The sequence below is a fragment of the Nocardia sp. NPDC050378 genome, assembly GCF_040655675.1.
Lineage (GTDB): Bacteria > Actinomycetota > Actinomycetes > Mycobacteriales > Mycobacteriaceae > Nocardia > Nocardia coubleae.
This window is the reverse complement of the sequence record NZ_JBFAKI010000003.1, coordinates 393,127-411,982: the sequence shown is the minus strand read 5'-3', so window position 1 is coordinate 411,982 and position 18,856 is coordinate 393,127. Positions and strand designations below refer to the sequence as shown.

The window sequence follows — 18,856 nt, the reverse complement described above, 5'->3', positions numbered from 1 at the left end:
TAGGCCGTTACAGCGACAGCGGTGCCGTTCGTGGGAACACGACCGGCAACGCTGACAACGCTCGGTGAAATGGCCCGGGACGCCACACGAGGTCGTCCTGGGCCACTCCGAGCTTCAGCTCCGGCAGGACATCGAAGAGCTGGTCGATGACGTCCTGCGCCAGGAGCACGCCGTACGGGCGCGCATGCGCGGGGCAGGCGTGTTCGCCCGCGCTGAACGCCAGATTCCAGCCGTTGCCGAGGAAATCGCCGGTGTTGATCGTCGGGTCGGTATTGCAGGCGGCCATGCTGATGATGACCGGCTGCTGTGCGGGCAGCAGCACACCGTCGATCGGCACGGACTGGCGCGGGTAGGTGATGCAGTAGTTCGCCATCGGCGGGTCGGTGGCGAGGCGCTCATCGATCGCCATCTTGGTCGACAACGGCATCGAGTTGCCTTCACCGGTGAAGCGGGGATCGGTCAGCATCAGCAGCAGGGTGTTGGCGATGAGGTTCATCGGCGGCTCGACGCCTGCCGCGAACAGCAGCACCAGCTGATGCACCATCTCGTCGTCGGTCAGTCGCGCCGGATGCTGGACGAGGCGGGTGGTGATGTCGTCGCCCGGCTGCGAGCGCTTCAGCGCGGTGAGGTCGAGCAGGGCGTTGGTCATGATCGTGTTCACCTTGTCGGTGTCCACGCCGTCGAACATCGCGGCATTGGCCCTGGCGACTTCCGCGCCGATCTCGGGCGGGCAGCCGAGGAATTCGCACAGCACCGAGAAGACCATCGGGAAGATGTACTGGTGCAGCACATCCGCGTGCCCGTCGGTGCAGAACGAGTTGATGATCGGGATGGCCGATCGCTCCACGCTGGTGCGCATGACATTGAGGTCCATCCCGGCGAGCGCGTCGTTCACGGCGTCGCGGTAGCGGATGTGGCCTTTGCCGGTGGTACGCAGCGCGTTCGGCCGGTACTCGATCATCGGCATGATCGGGATATCGCGTGGCACGGTCGCCTGCCACGCCCTCGGATCGGCGGAGAAGTTCGCGGGGTCGTTGAGGATCCGCACCGCGGTGCTGAATTTGATGACCAGCGTCGCGGGCACGCCCGGCCACAGCTCGACCGGCACCAGCGATTCGTACTCGTCACGCATCCGGCGATAGGCACCGTGCGGATCGGCCGCGAACGCCTCGTCGTAGAGCGGAATCCGGTGCTCGGGCACCGCCGCGGACAACGGCGAGTTGCGGATGGCACCCTGATTCGTGTCCTGCGGATTCACAATAACTCCCTGAAATCGACTGCGGCGCAATGGTAGTCCAGACGGACCGCTCGACTCGTAACCGGCCAGAGCCTACCAGCGCGTATGCCGCCGCGCCCGCCAGTTCCCGAGTTGCTCGCGCCACCCCGGTCAAGGATCCTTGTCACGCCCGATCGGTGGCCTGGGCCGGTCAGGACAGTGACGGAGAAATTCGCCGCTCGGAAGTCAGTCGCCGCAGCAACCCTCGGCGGTGGGGACGGTCCGGGTCTCGCGGGTCTGGGCATTGCGGGCGGCCAGGTCGGCGTCGGCGGGATAGTCGACCGCGATCAGGCTAAGGCCGTGTGCGGGAGCGACGGTCACGGAGCTGGAGCGTTGCGTTTCCGACAGCAGCGACGCGACCCATTCCGGCGTCCGGCGACCCTCACCGACAGCGAGCACCGCGCCGACCAAACTGCGGACCATCGACCAGCAGAACGCATCAGCGCTCACGTACGCGGTGAGCCGGTCGCCCGCACGCTCCCAGTCGAAACGCTGCAGTTCGCGCACGGTGGTCGCGCCCTCACGGCGCCGGCAGAAGGCGGCGAAGTCGTGCAGGCCCAACAACTTTCCGGAGGCGGCGCGCATGGCTTCCAGGTCCACACCCGGCTTGCACGCGACCACGCTGCGCGCGCGCAACGGTTCGGCACCGTAGGGGGCTGTGGTGAGGCGATAGGCGTAGTGGCGACGCATCGCCGAGAACCGGGCGTCGAATTCCGGTGGTGCCGTGCGGATATCGGTGATGCGGACATCCTTGGGCAGAAAGCGGGCCATCCGGTACATCAGCTTGTCGGGGTCGAATTCGCCGGTGGTGTCGAAATGCGCCACCTGCCCCTCGGCGTGCACGCCCGCGTCGGTTCGCCCGGCGACGGTGAGCACGATCGGCTCCCGGAACACCTTCGACAGCGATTCCTCCAGCACGCCCTGCACGGTGCGCAGCCCGGGCTGACGCGCCCACCCGATGAAATCGGTGCCGTCGTAACTGATTCCGAGCCGCACGCGCGACCGTTCCCGCTCGATCTCGTCCATCGGACCTCCCTGCCTCACCAACACTGACCAAAAGAACGAGCCCGCCACCCACGAAGGGTGACGGGCTCGATCGAACTCCTGAGAATCAGGCGTCCTTCTTGTCCTCAGCGGCCTCGTCGGCGGCCGGAGCCTCGACGACCTCGTCGGCCTCGGCTTCGGTGGCCTCGGCGGCGGGCGCCTCGGTCTTCTGCGAAGCGGCGACGCGACGGGCCCGGTCGGCCTCGTTGGTCACGGTCTTCTCGCGGACCAGCTCGATGACGGCCATCGGCGCGTTGTCACCCTTGCGCGGCAGCGCCTTGGTGATGCGGGTGTAGCCACCCTCGCGACCCTCGAACGAGGGGCCGATCTCCGCGAACAGCGCGTGCACGATGTCCTTGTTGCGGATGACCTTCATGACCTCGCGACGGTCGGCAAGGGTGCCGGCCTTCGCGCGGGTGATGAGCTTCTCGGCGTAGGGGCGGACCGCCTTGGCCTTCGACTCGGTGGTCGTGATCCGACCGTGCTCGAAAAGCGCCGTGGCCAGGTTGGCGAAGATCGCCTTCTGGTGCGACGCCGACCCGCCGAAGCGGGCACCCTTCTTGGGCTTGGGCATTGGATTCTCCTTGTGAAAGGCGCAGCCGGGGTGCCCCCCGATGGCCTAGAGCTGTTCGGTCTCGGCGTAGTCCTGCTCGCCGCCGTCGGTGTCACTGAAGGTGCCGGAATCGCTCCAGGTGCCGGTGCTCGCGTCGTAACCCACCACGGAGGACGGGTCGAACGAAGCGGGCGAGTCCTTCAGCGAGAGGCCGAGCGCGTGCAGCTTGACCTTCACCTCGTCGATGGACTTCTGGCCGAAGTTGCGGATGTCGAGCAGGTCCGACTCGGTGCGGGCGACGAGCTCGCCCACCGTGTGCACACCCTCGCGCTTGAGGCAGTTGTACGACCGGACGGTGAGGTCCAGGTCCTCGATCGGCAGACCGAAGGAGGCGATGTGGTCCGCCTCGGCCGGGCTGGGGCCGATCTCGATGCCCTCGGCTTCGACGTTGAGCTCACGGGCCAGGCCGAAGAGCTCGACCAGGGTCTTACCGGCCGAAGCCAGCGCGTCCCGGGCCGTGATGGAGTTCTTGGTCTCCACGTCGAGGATGAGACGGTCGAAGTCGGTGCGCTGCTCGACACGGGTGGCCTCGACCTTGTAGGTCACCTTGAGCACCGGGGAGTAGATCGAATCCACGGGGATCCGGCCGATTTCCGCGCCGGTCGCCTTGTTCTGCACGGCGGGCACGTAACCGCGGCCCCGCTCGACGACGAGCTCGATCTCGAGCTTGCCCTTGTCGTTCAGGGTGGCGATGTGCATGTCCGGGTTGTGCACGACGACGCCGGCGGGCGGCACGATGTCACCAGCGGTGACGGTGCCCGGGCCCTGCTTACGCACGTACATGGTGACCGGCTCGTCCTCTTCGGAGGACACGACCAGACCCTTGAGGTTCAGGATGATGTCGGTGACGTCTTCCTTCACACCGGGAACGGTGGTGAACTCGTGCAGGACACCGTCGATGCGGATGCTCGTGACCGCGGCCCCCGGGATGGAGGACAGCAGGGTACGACGCAGCGAGTTGCCGAGGGTGTAACCGAAGCCCGGCTCGAGGGGTTCGATGGTGAACTTCGAGCGGTTCTCCGCCACAACCTCTTCGGTCAGTGTCGGACGCTGGGAAATCAGCATGAGGATCTACTTCCTGTTCAGGGCGTCCGCTATTTGACGCCTAATCAGTGATTGCGGGGGCCGTCGTAGGAACGGCCCCCACCAAAAGCGCTTACTTCGAGTAGTACTCGACGATGAGCTGTTCCTGCAGCGGCACATCGATCTGGGCACGCTCGGGGAGCTGGTGCACCAGGATGCGCAGGCGGCCGGGGACGACCTGCAGCCAGCCCGGAACCTGACGGTCACCGACGGTCTCACGCGCCACCTGGAACGGCAGGGTGGGCAGCGACTTCTCCCGGACATCGATGATGTCGTACTGGGAGACCTGGTAGCTGGGCACGTCGACCTTGACGCCGTTGACCAGGAAGTGGCCGTGGCTCACGAGCTGACGGGCCTGACGACGGGTACGAGCCAGACCGGCGCGGTACACGACGTTGTCCAGCCGCGACTCGAGCAGACGCAGCAGGTTGTCGCCGGTCTTGCCCTTGAGGCGGTTGGCCTCTTCGTAGTAGCGACGGAACTGCTTTTCCATGACGCCGTAGGAGAAGCGAGCCTTCTGCTTCTCCTGCAGCTGCATCAGGTACTCGGATTCCTTGATCCGCGCGCGGCCGTGCTGGCCGGGCGGGTAAGGACGACGCTCGAACGCCTGGTCGCCTCCGACGAGGTCGACGCGCAGACGACGCGACTTGCGGGTGATGGGGCCTGTATAACGAGCCATTTTTTAGCTGTTTCCTTTCCCGCTAGACGCGACGGCGCTTGGGCGGCCGGCAGCCGTTGTGCGGCTGAGGAGTGACATCGGAGATCGAGCCGACCTCGAGGCCAGCGGCCTGAAGCGAACGGATCGCGGTCTCGCGGCCCGAACCCGGGCCCTTCACGAACACGTCGACCTTCTTGACGCCGTTCTCCTGCGCCTTGCGGGCAGCGTTCTCGGCAGCGAGCTGCGCGGCGAACGGGGTGCTCTTACGCGAACCCTTGAAACCGACGTGGCCCGACGACGCCCACGAGATGACATTGCCCTCGGGGTCGGTGATCGAGACGATGGTGTTGTTGAACGTGCTCTTGATGTGCGCGTGGCCGTGCGGGATGTTCTTCTTATCCCGGCGACGCGACTTCTGAGTCTTCTTCGGGCCAGCGGCCCGGCTCTTCGGAGGCATACGCTATCCCTACTTCTTCTTGCCGGCGACGGTCTTCTTCGGACCCTTGCGCGTACGCGCGTTGGTCTTGGTGCGCTGACCACGCACAGGCAGGCCACGACGGTGGCGGATGCCCTGGTAGCAGCCGATCTCGATCTTGCGGCGAATATCGGCCTGGACCTCGCGGCGCAGGTCACCTTCGACCTTGAACTCCGACGCTTCGATGTAGTCGCGCAGCTTGCTCAGGTCGTCGTCGCTGAGATCCTTCGAGCGCAGGTCCGGGCTGACGCCGGTCTGAGCCAGGATCTCGGTGGCGCGGGTGCGCCCGATTCCGAAAATGTAGGTCAGCGCGATCTCCATGCGCTTTTCGCGCGGGAGATCAACGCCCATCAGACGTGCCATGTGGCAGGTTCCTTAATGGTTGCGGAGGTCTGCTCCCTGTCCGTCCCCCCGTCTTTGCGAATGGGGGCACCGGCCTCCGTACCGGTGGTTGGCGCGCACACGTGCGTACGCGCTGGAGCTGGGAGTTCTTCTTTTCGGTCAGTCCGATCAGACGATCGGTGCCCGGCGGTGAGGCTGGATCAGCCCTGACGCTGCTTGTGGCGCAGGTTGTCGCAGATCACCATGACCCGACCGTGACGGCGGATCACCTTGCACTTCTCGCAGATCTTCTTGACGCTCGGCTGAACCTTCACGTCCGTCCAATCTTTTCGTGGGTTCACAAGGGTCTGTGAACACAGTTTTTCCCCAGCCGACGACTGGGGAAGTCTCTTGTCGCGTTCCGACCTTGGCCGGAACACCGTGTGACGCCGCGGGCCTCAGGCTCGCGACGTCAGGCAGGCATCACTTGTAGCGGTAGACGATCCGGCCGCGGGACAGGTCGTACGGCGAGAGCTCGACGACCACGCGGTCTTCCGGAAGGATGCGAATGTAGTGCTGCCGCATCTTTCCGCTGATGTGCGCGAGAACCTTGTGACCGTTCTCGAGCTCGATCCGGAACATCGCATTGGGCAGCGGCTCGACAACTCGACCCTCGACCTCGATGGCCCCGTCTTTCTTCGCCATATCCTCCGCGATCCCGGTTATGCTCAACCTTGAGTGGATTACCTCGTAGCTGCTCACCCACAGGCCCGACGAACTTCCCGGGTTTGCACGCGAACAGTCGGCGCCTAGGTGCACCGCCGCTCAAGCTTACCGGTCCGTGTGCGCTGAGGCAAAAAGACCCCGACGGTACACCCTGAACGTGGCGCACGTCGCACAATGAAGACGTCGACGGTGGGCTCGCGGGCAGGCATGAGGCGCCCGCCACGCCGATCGGGTTGTCGCGTAAACTCACCGGCGTCGCAAGTAGTGGGTCGATCAGATCGGGGGACCCTGGTGAGCGGAGCGCACCGGTGAGCCGCAACAACGACAGCCTCCCCATGTTGCCGCCATGGCTGTCGGAGAGCGAAGTCACCCAGGTCGGGTACGAGGCACCGGTCGAGAACCTGCCACAGGACGAGCCGATCGACGACGCCCCCAAGCGCCGCCGGTTCCTGCGCGGCGACGACAGTGCGCGCAAAGAGAAGAAGGGCGGTCGCCGCCGCAAGGACCGCGAGCCCGAACAGCCGAGTCAGACAACCGGCACCGCGGGCCAAGGCCCTGCTTTCCACGATCCGCAGGCACCGTCGACCGCGAACCCGCTGATGCCCGGTCCGAATCCGTCGACATCGAGCGCGCCCGCACCGACTCAGGGCGCCGACCCTTCCTGGCCACCGGCCTCGACCGGCGCGCCTTGGCCGCAGGCTCAGGGCGCCCCGAACCCACTCGCTCCGTCACCGCGGTCGGGCTCGGACGGCTCCGCCCAGCAGGCCCAGGCAAGCGCGTGGGAGCAAGGCACCGACCCACTCGCTCCGCCGAGGCTCGACTCCGGCGCGACGGGCGACGCCGCCCAGCATGCCGCCGGCTCGCGGTCCTCGGCCGGCGCCGCTCGACCCCAGGAGCAGGGCGCACCTGACCGGCTCATGCCGCCGCAGACCGGTCCGGATGCGTTCTCCCCGTGGAACACCGGGCAGTCCTCTACACCGGCCCAGTTCCCGGCCGCGCCGACGCACACCAGTTCGCCGTCGCACTCGATCCCGAATGCGGCCGTTCCGCCAGCTCATTCGGGTCCTTCATTGCCCCCGGCACCTGCCGAGCAGGCCGCGGCGGCTCTCCCGACGCGGACCCCCGCTCCCCCGTCCGAGGGCTTCACACCGCTCGGGCCCTCGAACCAGCGCAGCCTGCCCGACCTCCCGCCACCTCCCCCGCTGCCCGATCCCCCGGCACGCCCGACCCAGGCGCCGCCGCGCTTGCTCGCGCCCGCCACGCCGTCCCCCTCGGACCCGCTGGCGCCGTCCGCCGTGCCGGTGTCCTCGCCTTCACCCGCCGACCCGCCGGCACCCGCCGATCCGGTCTCGTCGTCTGCACCTGTCGACCCGCTTGCACCGCCCGCCGTGCCGATGTCGTCGCCTTCCCCCGCGGACCCACTGTCGCCGCCTGCCGTTCCGGTCTGGTCGCAGTCACCCGCGCATCCGCAGGCGTCGGCTACCGAAGCGGTTTCGGCGCCCGTCGACCCGCTGTCATCGGACACTCCGATCGAGGCGCTCTCGATCCCTTCGCGCCCGGTAGCCGAACCTGCGCCGTCCACCGGCGGCCAGCCGGATCCGTCGACCCGGGCCGCGCAAGCAGAAGCGGCGCCACACAACACTTCTGGTGCACCGACATCCGGGCCGGCCACTGGAGCATCGGCGGCTTCCGTCGCCGCCGAGTCGGCTGACGCCGGATACTCGGCGAGCCCTTCGTCGACACAGACCGAGGACCGCGCCGATCAAGCCCAGGCCGAGCAGGGTGGGGTCGCGCAGGGGTCGCCGTACAGCTCCGGTGACGTCGCGGCTTCGGCGGCGCCTGTCTCGCCCTATGCGTCCGGCGAGGTACCGCAGGGACCGGCTTTCTCTGCGTCGCAATACGATTCGATTCCCGGAGATCTTTCGCACGGCGCTTCCGTGCACGCACCCGATGCGCAGACCGAGATGTTCCGGGCCGACGACCCTCGGCTGCAGGGTGTGTTGCCCCGCGACAGCGCCGCCGTCGCGCAGGGTCGGCCGTCTGAAACTGCTTATCGCTCAGGTGATTTCGCACAGCCAGGGCCGCATTCCCGCCCCGAGGGAACACCTCCACGTCATCAGCTGACCCCGGACGCCGCGCCATCGCAGCCCGAACTCGCACGGCAGGGCGTCCCCGACCCGACCGCGCAGAGCGGTGGTGCGACTGCCTATCCGGCACAGCAGCCCACCGGGGACGTCTACCCGCAGGCACGCGATGGGGGCACCGCCGATCCGTACCAGAGCGACGGACTCCCCCAGTACCGCCCTGACGGTATGCGTGTCCAGCCGGACGGCTCGTACCCCCACGGGAACGTCGCGCAGGCGGGCCCGAATGCTGCTCAGACCCAGCAGTATTCACAGGGCCCTGCCGCACCGGTTCAGCCGTACCAGGCGCCCAACAGCTCCCAGGCACAGCCGTACCCGGGACCGGACGGCAACCGGCTCCACGCACCCGATGGCGCACCAGCACAGCCGTACCAGGCGGCCGCGCCCCAGCAGTTCCAGGCGCCGGACGGCACCTGGTACCAAGCACCCAACGGCGCCCCGGTACAGCCCTTCCAAGCGCCGGACGGCACCCCGCACAGCGGACCGGCGCTGCCGCACCACGCCCCGAACAACGTTGCTCCGCAGCATGTCCCACCGCAGTACCAGCAGCCCGCCTACGGTCAGCCGGGCTGGGGTAACCCCGGCTATCAACCTCCGTCACTGGACAATGTGCCGGTCAAACGGGTGAAGAAGGCGCCGGGCAGTGGTTGGCGCAAGGCCGTGCACCATGTTTCCGGTGGTGCGATCAACCCGGGAATGTCGGCCGAGGAGCGGCGCCTGCAGGAGCTGGTGGCCCGTATCCGGCAGCCCGTGCGTGGCGATTACCGGATCGCGGTGCTCTCGCTCAAGGGTGGCGTCGGCAAGACGACGACCACCACCGGCCTCGGATCGATCTTCGCGTCGATCCGAGGCGACCGGGTGATCGCGGTCGACGCCAACCCGGACTTCGGCACCCTGTCCCAGCGCGTGGCCATCCAGACCCGCTCGACCGTGCGCGACCTGCTGCTCGATCCGGCGATCGAACGGTACTCGGATGTGCGCAGGCACACCTCGCAGAGTTCGAGCAGGCTGGAAGTGCTTGCCAGTGAACGTGATCCGGCCGCCTCGGAGTCGTTCAACGACGAGGAGTACCGGGCCGTCGCCCGCATTCTGCAGCGGTTCTACAACATCATCCTCACCGACTGCGGCACCGGCCTGATGCACTCGGCGATGAACGGCGTGCTCGACCTGGCGCATTCGCTGGTGCTGATCTCGTCGGCGGCCATCGACGGTGCCCGCAGCGCCGCCGCGACGCTCGACTGGCTGTCGCTGCACGGGCACGACCACCTGGTGCGCAATGCGGTGGTCGTGATCAACCTGCCGCGTGAGGGTTCACCGAATGTCGGTGTACAGCAGTTGCGGGAGTACTTCCTGTCACGCTGCCGTGCCGTGCACATCATCCCGTTCGACGAACACCTGTCCGAGGGCGCCGAGATCGACCTGCACCGCCTGCACAAGTCGACCAAGCGCGCGTACGTGGAGTTGGCGGCGACGGTGGCCGACGAGTTCGGCGCCGAACACAACCGCTACCGCTGAGCGGTCACCACTCGGGCAGCCGACGCCGCCCGGCGAGCACATCGCGCACCAGATCGTCGTAGGCGTCGGCCAATTCGGCCAGGTGGTGCCAGGCGCTGTGCAGCAGTTCGTCGTTGGCGTCCAGCGTCATCAGCGCGTGGTGAGCACGCACCGAGGACTCCGCCAACCGGTCGATGACCGCGCCGATGGTTTCGGTGTGCAGCGTGGCGCCCAGTCGGTGCTGCGGCACGCCGCGCAGCACCCAGTCGTCGATAGCGAGGACCAATTCGCTTCGGCGGCAGTCGATCTCACGCAGCACCACGGCGTCGGTCTCGACTCGACCGCCACGGCCGACCACCCGCTTCTCGTGCAGCACCGCAAGGTCACGCGCGAACCACAGCAGCGGTCCGCCGACCACCCGGTGCCCGCGACATGCCCGGACCAGTAGGTCGGAGAAGGGCAGTAAACCGGTATCGGCGTGCGGACCTGCGGGGCCGACACATCGCAATGTGTCGGGGAAAGCCATTACAACCGTAGAACTCTCCGCACCAGCCACGTTGCCTCGCCGTCGTCGCCGCACAGCACCGGATCAGGACGTTCATTACAATAAACCTCGCAAGCTCACTGTCAAGCATTACTCGGCCGTAGGTAACCCAGACGAGTACACTTCGTTACCTGCACGACCTACCGAGGAGCATGATGGCGGACGGTCCGACCTATCTGCGGATCGCGAACCTCCTCCGCGAGGAGATCCGCGCGGGTACCTGGAAACCGGGCGACCGGCTGCCCAGCCATTCCGAGCTGGCCGAGCAGATGCAGGTCTCGATCACCACCGCGCGCAACGCCATCCAGGTGCTCGTCGCCGAAAACCTGGTCTATACAGCGACTTCCCGCGGAACCATCGTTCGAAACCAAGAAGTGCTGGAATCCGTGGTCACCGACCACATCCGGCGTGATCGTCCGCGCTCGGCGCACGACATCTTCGAGGAGATAGCGCGCGCGGCGAGCAGGCAGCCGGCCAAGGAGTTCAGCACCTGCATGGAACCGGCCGACGAACAGGTCGCGCACTGGCTCGGCGTGCCACCGGCGTCCTGGGTGCTTGCCAGGACGGTGGTGCAGTACCTCGACAACGAACCGTGGTCGTGGGAGGTGAGCTTCTATCCGCGCGACCTCGCCGAGGCAGCCGGAATCGACTCACCGCACGACATTCCCGAGGGCACCACGCGGCGCCTGGCCGACCGGGGCTACGGCGAGACCGCGCACCGCGACACGGTCGTCGCCCGGCCCGCGACCGCGGAGGAGGCGGTGGTGCTCGGCGTCGCGACCGGCACCGTACTGCTGGATCATCTGCGTATCGGAGCCAATCACGAACGGGTCACCCGGGCGACCCGTCACCGCTCCCTGGCCGGTCGCAACCGGTTGGCCTACCAACTCGGCGACGAGGCGGGGACCGCCGTCATCGCCCGCACTCTCGGCATCACACCCGGTCACGCCGTTGCGTTGCCATGACCGCGCGGATGCGGCAGGCCACCCTCGGTGACCTGCCGTTGATCTGCCGCCTGCGGGTGCAGCGCACCGCATGGCTGGCCGCACGCGGTTCGGATCAGTGGACGGTGGCGGGCAAGGGCCGTCCGATCGAAATCTTCGCCGATGCGGTTGGCCGCGCGCTCGATGCGGGCGAGACCTGGATCGCGGAGGTGGACGACGAACCGGCGGGCACGATCACCGTCAACCGCCGCGCCGATCCCGGACTGTGGTCGCCGTGGGAGCTCACCGAGGCGGTGGTCGTGCACTTCATGATCGTCGATCTGCGGTTCGCGGGCAGGCAGGTCGGCCGACATCTGCTCGACCACGCCGACCGGGTGGCCGAGCTGGCCGACCGTCCGTGGGTCCGCCTCGACGCCTGGACGACCAACTCCGACCTGCACGACTACTACCGCCGCGCCGGCTTCCGCCTGGCCAGAATCGCGGGCCCCGGCGCGACCGGCCCCTCCCGCGCGCTGTTCGAACGCCGGGTTGCACCGCCCACGCGCCTGCCGAGGGACGTGCGCAGCCGGTTCTCCATGCAGAGTGGCTAGAGCGGCGGCAGATCGGCGATGTGGACGAGTTCGACGCCCTGACTGCGCGAGACCAGAGTGCCGCGCCCCGGCGGCATCTTGCTCGGGCGCACATCGCCGATCAGCTTTCCCTCGTCGCGCGAGCCGCTCATGATCAGCGTCTGCACCGACAGGTTCTTCATCGCGCCGAGCACCGGGTCGTACAGCGCCCGCGAGACGCCGCCGATGCGCCGGGTGACCACCAGGTGCAGGCCGATGTCGCGGGCCTGCGGTAGGTACTCGAGCAGCGGGGTGAACGGGTTACCCGAGCCCGCGACAACCATGTCGTAGTCGTCGACGACGACATAGATCTCCGGACCCGACCACCAGCTGCGGTCGCGCAACTGCTGCTGGGTGATGTCGGAGCCGGGAATCCGTTTGGCCAGATAGGCGGCGACCTCGGCGATCATCGGCCCGCAGGTCTGCGAGGAGGTGGAATAGCCGGCCAGCTGGTCGCCTTCGAGCACACCGAGCATGGTGCGCCGGTAGTCGATCAAGATCACCCGTGCCTCGTCGGCAGTCGACTGTTCGGCGATGCTCATCACGATGTTGCGCAGCAGCGTCGTTTTGCCGCACTCGACGTCGGCGAACGCCATGAAATGTGGTTCGACGCCGAAATCGAGGACCAGCGGCTGCAATTCGGACTCGCCGAGCCCGACGACGACCTTGCTGCGGTCGAGCGTGACACCTTGTTGCCGGGCGGCCGCGATGACCTGCTCGCGGGGAAAACGCAGCGGCAGCATGCGCACCTCCGGCGCGCGCCTGCCCGGGTAGAGGGCAATCAGCTCCTCCTTGGCCCGCGTCACACCGTCGGCTATGGTCGCCGGGTCGGAATCGGAATCCAGGCGCGGCAACGCGATCAGCATGTGCAGCTGGTCAGGGGTGAGGCCACGGCCCGGCCTGCCGACCGGAACCTGGTGGGCGGTACGGCGATTCATCTCCGAGTCGCCGGGGTCCCCGAGACGCAGCTCGAGCCGGGTGCCGATCTGGTCCTTGACCACCGGGCGGATCTCAGCCCACCGGGACGCACCGATCATCAGGTGGATGCCGTAGGAAAGGCCCTGGGTGGCAATGGCATTGATCTGAGGTTCCAGCACGTCGAACTCTTCGCGGATCGCGCCCCAGCCGTCGATCACCAGGAAGACGTCGCCGAACTGGTCGGCGGCGAGCGCGTCACCTGGTGCGGCGGTGGTTCCGTTGATCTGTCTGGCTTCGAGCGCGGAGAACTTACGCCTGCGGAACTCGGCCATCGACTCGATGCCGAGTTCGGCGAACCGTTCCTCACGCTGACGCATCAGCGAGGTGAGTTCGGCGATGGTGCGGCGCACGCGGTCACCGTCGAGGCGACCCGCCACCGAGCCGACATGCGGGATACCGACCAGGCCCGCCATGCTGCCACCACCGAAATCGAGGCAGTAGAACTGCACCTGCTCGGGGGTGTGGGTGGCGGCGGCGGCCATGATGATCGTGCGCAGCGTGGTCGACTTGCCGGACTGCGGACCACCGACGACCGCGACATTGCCCTGCGCGCCCGCGAGGCTGATGGTGAGGACGTCGCGACGCTGTTCGTAGGGCTTGTCGACCACGCCGATGGGCATCCACAACTGACCGTGCCGGTTCACCGGCGAACGCCAATCGGGGTCGGGCAACAGCATGTCGGCCGTGGGCGACTCGTCCAGCGGCGGCAACCACACCTCGTGAGCGGGGCGGCCGTGCCCGGTGAGCCGCTTGACCACGACGTCGAGCAGGGAGTCCGGAATCCCCTCCTCCGCCACGGGTGCGCTCGGTGGGGGCGGTGGCAGTTCGGGCCTGCCGCGCAGCACGGGTTCGTCGGCAGGCTCGGGCTGGACCTCGGCGGCTTCGACGGGGGCCGCGGTGAACACGACCGGACGCTGTCCGCCCACGGGTGCGCCGTCGTCGTCGACCACCGTGCCCGCAGGCGCGACGTAAGGACCCGACACATAGCTGGCGTTGAACCGGAGCGGTTCGGACGCATCGCTTTTCAGGTAGCCGGCACCGGGCACACTCGGCAGGTGGTAGGCGTCGGTGATGCCGAGCACCGCGCGGGATTCATTGGCCGAGAAGGTGCGCAGGCCGATCCGGTAGGACAGGTGCGATTCCAGGCCACGCAGCTTGTTCTCCTCCAGACGCTGCGAGGCCAACAGCAGATGCACGTGCAGCGAACGGCCGAGCCGGCCGATCATCACGAACAGTTCGGCGAAATCCGGTTTCTGCGAGAGCAGTTCGGAGAACTCGTCGACCACGACGAACAGCGCGGGCAGCGGGTCGAGGGGAACACCCGCGGCCCTGGCCTTCTCGTAGTCGGTGACATTGGCGTAGTTGCCTGCGGAGCGCAGCAGCTCCTGGCGGCGGTTCATCTCGCCGGCCAGCGCGTCCTTCATGCGGTCGACCAGGGAGAGTTCTTCCTCCAGGTTGGTGATGACGGCCGCCACGTGCGGCAACGAGTCGAGTCCGAGGAAGGTCGCACCACCCTTGAAGTCGACCAGCACCAGGTTCAGTGCGTCCGGCGAATGGGTGGTGACCAGCGAAAGCACCAGGGTGCGAAGGAATTCGGACTTACCCGAGCCGGTGGCGCCGATGCACAGGCCGTGCGGGCCCATACCGTTCTCGGCGGATTCCTTGATGTCGATCTCGACGGGGGTCCCGTCCGGGGTGACGCCGATCGGCACGCGCAACCGTTCGCGCGCGGTGCGCGGGCGCCACACCCTGGCCGGGTCGATCTGGGCGGCGTCGGGGATGCGCAGCAACGCCATCAGGCCGGGATCACTGGCCGTGCCCTCCCCCAGGCTGACGATCTGCGCGGCCGTCGCGAGCCGGTATCTGGCCAGGTGCCGGGCGAAGGCCTCCGCCTCCGCGACGCTCACCTCGTCGGCGGTGGCGAACCGTTCCACCCCGGCGGCACTGCGCGCCGATACCGCGCCGTCGCCGACCACCAACTGCAGGCCGCGCCGGGCAGCCAGTCCGTTCTCGGGGGCGGTCAGGTCGAGCACCGTCACCGAGTCGAGTCCGGATTCGCTGATGATGCGTTCGTTGCCGCTGATGTAGCCGTCGTCGATCACCACGACCAGATGCACCCGGCCCTGGGTCGGCTGGGGGTTGCGCATGAACCGGCCGCGTTCCATCAGTTCGGTTTGCAACGCCGACTCGAGCTCACCGAGGGAGGTGTAGAGCATCCTGGCCGAGCCGAGACCGTCACGCAGCGACGGATGTTGCACGTGCGGTAGCCATTTCGCCCAGGCCCACTGCGCGTCCTGGTCGGCGCAGACGATCGCCACGGCGAGATTGTCCGGGCCGTGGAAGGTGGTCAGCTCCATCAGCATCGCGCGGACCAGTTCCCGGCCCTCGTCGAGATCGCCACCGATATTGATGGCGGGGAACGCGCGCAACGAGACCGCGGTCGGTAGTTCGTGCACCACCGAATGGGTTCGGACGAAACGGCGCAGCGCCACGGTGGAGACCGGTTCCAGGTCTTCGAGCGGGCCGGTCTCGGGGCGGGCCAGTTTGGTGGCCAGGCGGTGACTACCGACGCCGACCCGCACGTGCCCGAAGTCGGGATCGCTCGGGCGACGTTCCCACATCCGTCTGCTGCCGATCAGCGAAGGCAGGTCGGCCGGCTCGGGATGGCTCCAGCCCAGCGCCTCCAGCTGCTTGACACCGGTGCGACGCACGTCTTTTCGCACCTGGGCGAGGTAGCGGAAGTAGTCCTTGCGTTCCTCGTTGAGCTCGACGGCGCGCTTGGGGCCGCCGCCGCGCATGCCCGCCATCATGCCGACCATCGACATGAGCATCATCATCGGGAACATCATCATCATCGGATTGGCCAGCAGATTGCGGCCCATCGTCGCCATCATCGCGATCATGCCGACCACCGCGATAACCATGATCACCGGCATGATCTTCATCATCAGCGGCGACGGGATGGCCCGCTCGATCTCCGGTGGCGGGGTGAGCGCGACCTCACCACCCGGTGCGCGCGGCGGCGCGATCCGGGGGCGTCGGACGAAACCTTCGGTGGCCATCGATCCCTCTACTCGAATTCGTCGTTCAGGTCGGCGCGCCGCGTGCGGAACGGGAAGGCGAACGCGGCGCCGATGCCAAGGGCAGCCAGCAGGGTCAGCGATCCGGCGATCGCGATCTGCCGCGGCCGCGGGTCGGGGTCGGGCGCGACGAACGGAGCCGCGATCGGATGCCCCACATCGGCTCCCTGGCTCGGCGGTTCGCTGGCCAAAGGGGCGGTGAGGGCGGCCAGCGGGTCGATCAAGCCCGCGCCGATGGCGTCGTCACGGCCCCGGCCCGGTGCGTGAGCGGTGCGGGTGATCCGGTCGATCACCTGCTGGGCGGACAGGTCGGGGAAGCGGGAGCGCACGAGCGCGGCCAGTCCTGCCACATACGGTGCGGCGAAACTGGTTCCGTCGACGGGTTGCAAACCGTTCATGGTCTGCACGCCGTCGACCAGTCCGGTGCCGCCGGGTCGGCTGTCGAGCGAGACGATGTTGCGCCCGATCGCGGCGGCCCCGACCCACGGCCCACGCAACGACAGGGCCGAGGGTTTTCCGTCGGCGTCGACCGAGCCGACCGCGAGCACGTAGGGCGTGAACCAGGCGGGCGAGGCGACCGTGGTCACCGAACTCCACCCAGACCCTTCGTTCTGGTTCTGGCACGGGCCGCCCTGCTCCACATTGCCCGCGGCCGCGACGACAACCACATTGCGCTCGTAGGCGTACTTCACCGCGGCTCCGAGAGCGGCGTCGGAGGTGTCGGAACCAGCCGCCGTGCAGGCGACTTCGGAGATGTTGATGACAGTGGCGCCCATGTCGACCGCACGGACGACGGCACCGGCGAGTGTGAGGACACTGCCGTAGCCGTCGCTGCGCAGAGAACCGGGCGGCTTGTCCGAGCCCTGTCGGTCCTTGCGCTCATAGGCCAGGCTCAACTGGCGGATGGCGAGAATCTCGGCGTCGGGGGCGACGCCGACGAACGCGTCCTCGGGTGACGGCCGGGCGGCGATGATGCCCGCGACAAGCGTGCCGTGCCCGTCGCAGTCGACGGTGCCGTCCGAATCGCTGACATAATCGCCACCGGCCTGCAGGGCGGGCAGTCGCGGATGCCGGTTCACGCCGGTGTCGATCACCGCGACCTTCTGTCCCGCACCACGGCTGAACTGCCACGCCGAGGGTAGATCGAGTACCCGTTGCGCCATCGGCGGCTCACTGGGAGGACTTCCGCGCAGCACCGGTTCCGCGCAGAGTTCGCGCTGTTCGGTCGGTTCGAGCGGAGCGGGCCTGCCACTCAGCGCCAGTGCCGCGTCGAGCGCACCCGGGTCGATCCGGGGCGGGGAGATGGCGGCGGCAGGCGCTGGGAAACCGGCGACCGCACCCAGTACGGTCGCCGCGCAGACCAGCCGCAGCACCGTACGCCGTAGGGGTGGCCGGGTCATATGTTGCGGGCGGTCGAGTACACGTCCATGACCCACAGCGCGAGCGGGATCATCGTGATGATCAACAGATATTCGAAGATCTCGATCATCCGCCTGGTCACCGGGGTCACCTCGACATGCGGTCCGATCACCCCGAATCCGACCACACTGCCCGCGGTGACCAACAGCAGTGCCACAGCGGCGAATTCGAGCGAGTCGTGGCCGAGGCCGAGGCCCGTGAGCAGCGCGAGCACGATGAGCGCACCGGCGACGATGAGGGTGGCCGCCTGCACCAGGTCGGCGTAGGACCGGCCACGCAGGCACAACACGATCGCGGTGACGACCGCGAGCGCGACCCCGCCGGAGTGGAACGGCCCGAACGGATCGGCGGCCCCGATCGCGCCGACGAGCGCCGCCAGCGCGCACGCGACCACGAGCCCGGTCTGGATCTGGTTGGCCACCCGCGCTCGCTCACCGAGGCCGGACGCCGAGGGCAACGCGATCGCGCCGACCGCGCCGATTCCCTCGATGGTCGGACGCTGTTCGTGGTCGGCCGGGTCGATCGCCCCGCCCGCCGTCGGCACGGGCGGAATCGGCAGTCGGGCGGTCACCGCCGCCAGCCGCGCCACCGACGACAGCAGGATCACAGCGGCGACGAGCACCCCGGCGAACAGCTTGGCCAGCCCCGGATGCCAGATGAGGTAGATCGTGGCGGCGAGCGCGCCGAACACACCGACGGTGATCGCGGCGGCGAACAAACCGGCCGCGATTCCGGTGACCCGGTAGCCGATCACCCCGGTCACCAACAGCGCGACACTGCCGAGCATGACCTGACCCGCGCCGAGCGAACCAGGCACCAACAGCGCCGCACCGCCGAACATCAGCAGCAGCGCGTCCAGCGAAAGCCAGGTTCCCGTCACCGAATCCGCGAACTTCCGCGCCGCGATGCCCGCGGCCGCCGACGCGGCGATGCCACACCCGAGCAGCGCGAGCGCGGGCGCGAGGGGGTCGCTGTCGGCACGCGAGACGGCGAGCAGCGCGAGCGCGGCCAGGATGGCGACGGTGGCGATCACCAGACCCGTCCACCGCGCCGCCGAACCCGACCAGCCCCGGAATTCGCCTGCGGTGAGCCGGGATACCGCATCGATCACATCGTCGAACAGCGCCGGTGACTCCTTGCGGGTCACCGGGCTCAGCACCAGCAGTTCGCCGTCGTAGACCTCGGCCTCGGTGAGGGTACGGCTGGGCGCGAGCGGGTCCTGCCCGAGCCGGGCCAGCGTCCAGTGCTGGGCACGGACCGGGGCGGTGTCCTCGTCCGCATCCGGTAAGCGCGGATTCCGCGAGCGGATCAGCGTCACCAGATCGCCGATGAATCCGGCGATCGGGACGGTGGCAGGCAGTCCGATGTCGAGCTGCGTATCACCCCCGATCACTGAAACTCGGCATAGTTCGGGCTCATTGCCTAACAACGTCGACACCAGTGATGAAC

The 18,856-nt window shown here is 68.0% G+C and carries 16 protein-coding genes; 3 read left to right on the top strand and 13 right to left on the bottom strand.

The window, feature by feature from the left end; translation table 11 throughout:
* Positions 1–7: 7 nt before the first annotated feature.
* The 9 genes from AB0I35_RS09465 to infA all read right to left on the bottom strand — a co-directional run bounded on the left by AB0I35_RS09465 (position 8) and on the right by infA (position 6,175).
* On the bottom strand, positions 8–1,258 hold the full coding sequence (locus AB0I35_RS09465; RefSeq protein WP_357395324.1) for a cytochrome P450: 1,251 nt from the start codon (positions 1,256–1,258) through the stop codon (positions 8–10).
* A gap of 204 nt (positions 1,259–1,462) precedes the next feature.
* Positions 1,463–2,302, bottom strand: a complete 840-nt coding sequence (truA, locus tag AB0I35_RS09460; protein WP_357395323.1) for a tRNA pseudouridine(38-40) synthase TruA — start codon at positions 2,300–2,302, stop codon at positions 1,463–1,465.
* An 85-nt stretch (positions 2,303–2,387) separates the two neighbouring features.
* Positions 2,388–2,894, bottom strand: coding sequence for a 50S ribosomal protein L17 (rplQ, locus tag AB0I35_RS09455; RefSeq protein WP_357395322.1), 507 nt, complete (start codon positions 2,892–2,894; stop codon positions 2,388–2,390).
* 45 nt (positions 2,895–2,939) lie between these two features.
* Positions 2,940–3,998: a DNA-directed RNA polymerase subunit alpha gene (locus AB0I35_RS09450; protein WP_022567324.1), complete on the bottom strand. Its 1,059-nt coding sequence runs from the start codon at positions 3,996–3,998 to the stop codon at positions 2,940–2,942.
* A 91-nt stretch (positions 3,999–4,089) separates the two neighbouring features.
* Positions 4,090–4,695 (bottom strand): 30S ribosomal protein S4, encoded by a 606-nt coding sequence (rpsD, locus tag AB0I35_RS09445; RefSeq protein WP_067490998.1) that lies wholly within the window; start codon positions 4,693–4,695, stop codon positions 4,090–4,092.
* 22 nt (positions 4,696–4,717) lie between these two features.
* Complete coding sequence (gene rpsK, locus AB0I35_RS09440) at positions 4,718–5,131, bottom strand: 30S ribosomal protein S11 (protein WP_019045110.1); 414 nt, start codon at positions 5,129–5,131, stop codon at positions 4,718–4,720.
* A gap of 9 nt (positions 5,132–5,140) precedes the next feature.
* On the bottom strand, positions 5,141–5,512 hold the full coding sequence (rpsM, locus tag AB0I35_RS09435; protein WP_067491000.1) for a 30S ribosomal protein S13: 372 nt from the start codon (positions 5,510–5,512) through the stop codon (positions 5,141–5,143).
* 179 nt (positions 5,513–5,691) lie between these two features.
* The gene (rpmJ, locus tag AB0I35_RS09430) at positions 5,692–5,805 is read right to left on the bottom strand and encodes a 50S ribosomal protein L36 (protein ID WP_011207363.1); all 114 of its coding nucleotides are present in this window, start codon (positions 5,803–5,805) and stop codon (positions 5,692–5,694) included.
* A gap of 148 nt (positions 5,806–5,953) precedes the next feature.
* Positions 5,954–6,175, bottom strand: a complete 222-nt coding sequence (gene infA, locus AB0I35_RS09425) for a translation initiation factor IF-1 (RefSeq protein WP_003418601.1) — start codon at positions 6,173–6,175, stop codon at positions 5,954–5,956.
* A 329-nt stretch (positions 6,176–6,504) separates the two neighbouring features.
* Here infA and AB0I35_RS09420 point away from each other — a divergent pair, with 329 nt between their 5' ends.
* On the top strand, positions 6,505–9,855 hold the full coding sequence (locus AB0I35_RS09420; RefSeq protein ID WP_357395321.1) for an AAA family ATPase: 3,351 nt from the start codon (positions 6,505–6,507) through the stop codon (positions 9,853–9,855).
* 4 nt (positions 9,856–9,859) lie between these two features.
* Here the strand turns inward: AB0I35_RS09420 and AB0I35_RS09415 are convergent, their stop codons facing one another.
* Positions 9,860–10,360, bottom strand: coding sequence for a DUF4254 domain-containing protein (locus AB0I35_RS09415; RefSeq protein ID WP_067641196.1), 501 nt, complete (start codon positions 10,358–10,360; stop codon positions 9,860–9,862).
* A gap of 173 nt (positions 10,361–10,533) precedes the next feature.
* Between AB0I35_RS09415 and AB0I35_RS09410 the strand changes: the two genes are divergently transcribed.
* Both AB0I35_RS09410 and AB0I35_RS09405 read left to right on the top strand, forming a co-directional pair.
* A complete protein-coding gene (locus tag AB0I35_RS09410) occupies positions 10,534–11,343 on the top strand; it encodes a GntR family transcriptional regulator (RefSeq protein WP_357395320.1) in 810 nt (269 codons plus the stop codon).
* Complete coding sequence (locus tag AB0I35_RS09405; RefSeq protein WP_357395319.1) at positions 11,340–11,912, top strand: GNAT family N-acetyltransferase; 573 nt, start codon at positions 11,340–11,342, stop codon at positions 11,910–11,912. The genes AB0I35_RS09410 and AB0I35_RS09405 overlap by 4 nt, the downstream gene beginning before the upstream one ends.
* On the opposite strand, the gene eccCa is transcribed toward AB0I35_RS09405, so the two are convergent.
* Genes eccCa through eccD form a run of 3 tightly spaced genes read right to left on the bottom strand, consistent with a single transcriptional unit; the run spans position 11,909 to position 18,845 of the window.
* On the bottom strand, positions 11,909–15,970 hold the full coding sequence (gene eccCa / locus AB0I35_RS09400) for a type VII secretion protein EccCa (protein ID WP_357395318.1): 4,062 nt from the start codon (positions 15,968–15,970) through the stop codon (positions 11,909–11,911). The genes AB0I35_RS09405 and eccCa overlap by 4 nt on opposite strands.
* A gap of 8 nt (positions 15,971–15,978) precedes the next feature.
* Entirely contained in the window at positions 15,979–17,388 is a 1,410-nt protein-coding gene (gene mycP, locus AB0I35_RS09395; RefSeq protein ID WP_357395317.1) for a type VII secretion-associated serine protease mycosin, read from the bottom strand.
* Positions 17,385–18,845, bottom strand: a complete 1,461-nt coding sequence (gene eccD / locus AB0I35_RS09390; RefSeq protein WP_281201984.1) for a type VII secretion integral membrane protein EccD — start codon at positions 18,843–18,845, stop codon at positions 17,385–17,387. Before eccD ends, mycP begins: the two co-directional genes overlap by 4 nt.
* Between the last annotated feature and the right edge of the window lie 11 nt (positions 18,846–18,856).

What these genes read in the sequence shown, in the direction of transcription:
- truA (WP_357395323.1), bottom strand. Translation starts at nt 2,302, where the DNA reads ATGGACGAGATCGAGCGGGAACGGTCGCGCGTGCGGCTCGGAATCAGT.
- rplQ (WP_357395322.1), bottom strand. Translation starts at nt 2,894, where the DNA reads ATGCCCAAGCCCAAGAAGGGTGCCCGCTTCGGCGGGTCGGCGTCGCAC.
- AB0I35_RS09450 (WP_022567324.1), bottom strand. Translation starts at nt 3,998, where the DNA reads ATGCTGATTTCCCAGCGTCCGACACTGACCGAAGAGGTTGTGGCGGAG.
- rpsD (WP_067490998.1), bottom strand. Translation starts at nt 4,695, where the DNA reads ATGGCTCGTTATACAGGCCCCATCACCCGCAAGTCGCGTCGTCTGCGC.
- rpsK (WP_019045110.1), bottom strand. Translation starts at nt 5,131, where the DNA reads ATGCCTCCGAAGAGCCGGGCCGCTGGCCCGAAGAAGACTCAGAAGTCG.
- rpsM (WP_067491000.1), bottom strand. Translation starts at nt 5,512, where the DNA reads ATGGCACGTCTGATGGGCGTTGATCTCCCGCGCGAAAAGCGCATGGAG.
- infA (WP_003418601.1), bottom strand. Translation starts at nt 6,175, where the DNA reads ATGGCGAAGAAAGACGGGGCCATCGAGGTCGAGGGTCGAGTTGTCGAG.
- AB0I35_RS09415 (WP_067641196.1), bottom strand. Translation starts at nt 10,360, where the DNA reads ATGGCTTTCCCCGACACATTGCGATGTGTCGGCCCCGCAGGTCCGCAC.
- AB0I35_RS09410 (WP_357395320.1), top strand. Translation starts at nt 10,534, where the DNA reads ATGGCGGACGGTCCGACCTATCTGCGGATCGCGAACCTCCTCCGCGAG.
- AB0I35_RS09405 (WP_357395319.1), top strand. Translation starts at nt 11,340, where the DNA reads ATGACCGCGCGGATGCGGCAGGCCACCCTCGGTGACCTGCCGTTGATC.
- eccCa (WP_357395318.1), bottom strand. Translation starts at nt 15,970, where the DNA reads ATGGCCACCGAAGGTTTCGTCCGACGCCCCCGGATCGCGCCGCCGCGC.
- mycP (WP_357395317.1), bottom strand. Translation starts at nt 17,388, where the DNA reads ATGACCCGGCCACCCCTACGGCGTACGGTGCTGCGGCTGGTCTGCGCG.